Source organism: Stenotrophomonas sp. P5_B8 (genome assembly GCF_054049855.1).
The window spans coordinates 1-2,100 of record NZ_JBFULO010000549.1; the positions used below are offsets into that span (position 1 = coordinate 1).

At 66.5% G+C, this 2,100-nt stretch carries 2 protein-coding genes; both read left to right on the forward strand.

Translation table 11 applies throughout. The features are described from left to right. Positions 1–879, forward strand: an 879-nt coding sequence (locus ACXJKH_RS19205; RefSeq protein WP_457321761.1) for a flagellin, incomplete at its 5' end; no start/stop codon positions are given. An 80-nt stretch (positions 880–959) separates the two neighbouring features. After that, positions 960–2,100 (forward strand): flagellin (locus ACXJKH_RS19210; RefSeq protein WP_457321763.1); only part of this gene is annotated, 1,141 nt, incomplete at its 3' end.

Below are 2,100 nucleotides of genomic sequence, written 5' to 3' on the forward strand. Positions count from 1 at the left end.
CTGTCGGTGCAGGCCTCCAACGCCACCAACTCCGCCAGCGACCGCAAGGCCCTGCAGGCCGAAGTCACCCAGCTGGTCAGCGAAATCGACCGCGTCGCCAAGCAGTCCGACTTCAACGGCACCAAGCTGCTGGACGGCTCGTTCTCCAGCCAGCTGTTCCAGGTTGGCGCCAACGCCGGCCAGGCCATCGCCATCGACAAGGTCGTGGATGCCAAGGCCGACGCCCTGGGCGGCGCGCAGTTCGTCACCGCCACCGCCGCTGCCCCGACGGTCGCCGCCGACGGCACCTCGACGGTCGCCGCCTTCAGCCTGACCAGCGCGTCGGGCACGGTGTCCTTCGCCGAGCTGAAGCTGACCGAGACCACCACCGCCAAGGCGGGCCAGTCGCTGGCCGCGCACATCAACGCCAAGATCGGTGAAACCGGTATCTACGCCGAAGCCGATGCCACCACCGGCGCCCTGACTCTGACCTCGGTCAAGGACAGCGTCGACAAGGACGGTGCCGTGGTGCAGCTGAGCGGCACCGACATCACGCTGGCCGGCAACGCCGCGGTTCCGACCAAGCAGTTCGCCGACAAGATCGACGTGTCGACCGTGAAGGGTGCCCAGCAGGCGCTGGAAATCGTTGACAAGGCGCTGAGCTCGATCAACAACACCCGCGCCGACCTCGGTGCGATCCAGAACCGCTTCACCTCGGTCGTTGCCAACCTGCAGACCTCCTCGGAAAACCTGTCCGCGTCGCGTAGCCGCATCAAGGACACCGATTTCGCCAAGGAAACCGCAGAGCTGACCCGCACCCAGATCCTGCAGCAGGCCGGTACGGCCATGCTGGCCCAGGCCAACCAGGTGCCGCAGAACGTGCTCAGCCTGCTGCGCTGATCCACGCCTGCCCGGCGGCGCCGGCATGACCGGCGCCGCATCCACCGTCTTACGCACCACCCACGCCTGAAGGAACTTCCATGGCACAAGTCATCAACACCAACACGATGTCGTTGAATGCTCAGCGCAACCTGAGCACCAGCGGCAGCTCCCTGGCCACCACCATCCAGCGCCTGTCSTCGGGCYYGCGCATCAACAGCGCSAARGACGAYGCSGCCGGYCTGGCYATYWSCGAGCGCTTCGGCACCCAGATCCGCGGYACCGACGTGGCCATCCGCAAYGCCAACGAYGGCATCTCGCTGGCCCAGGTCGCCGAAGGYTCSCTSASTGAAATCGGCAACAACCTGCAGCGCGTCCGYGAACTGKCSGTRCAGGCCTCCAACGCSACCAACTCCGCCAGCGACCGCAAGGCCCTGCAGGCCGAAGTCACCCAGCTGGTCAGCGAAATCGACCGCGTCGCCAAGCAGTCCGACTTCAACGGCACCAAGCTGCTGGACGGCTCGTTCTCCAGCCAGCTGTTCCAGGTGGGCGCCAACGCCGGCCAGGCGATCGCCATCGACAAGGTCGTGGACGCCAAGGCCAATGCCCTGGGTGGCGCGCAGTTCTCCAGCGGCACCGCCACCGCCATTGCCGGCGTGGCCGATACCGATACCGCTATCGCCGCCTTCACCATCACCGACAGCAAGGGTGCGGTGGTCAACTTCGCCGCGCAGACCGTCAAGAGCGTGGGTGACGTGGCCGCCAACACCGCTGCCAACGGCAAGGCCGTGGCTGCCTCGATCAACGCCAAGATCGGTGAAACCGGCGTTTACGCCGAAGCCGATGCCGCCGGCGCCCTGACCCTGACTTCGGTCAAGGACAGCGTCGACGCCACTGGCGCCTTCGCGAACATCGCCAGCTCGCTGGCCGGCTTCGCCGCCACCGCCCCGGCCGACGGCAAGCAGTTCGCCGACAAGATCGACGTGTCCACCGTGAAGGGTGCCCAGCAGGCACTGGAAATCGTCGACAAGGCCCTGGGTGCGATCAACAACACCCGCGCCGACCTCGGTGCGATCCAGAACCGCTTCACCTCGGTCGTTGCCAACCTGCAGACCTCCTCGGAAAACCTGTCCGCGTCGCGTAGCCGCATCAAGGACACCGATTTCGCCAAGGAAACCGCAGAGCTGACCCGCACCCAGATCCTGCAGCAGGCCGGTACGGCCATGCTGGCCCAGGCCAACC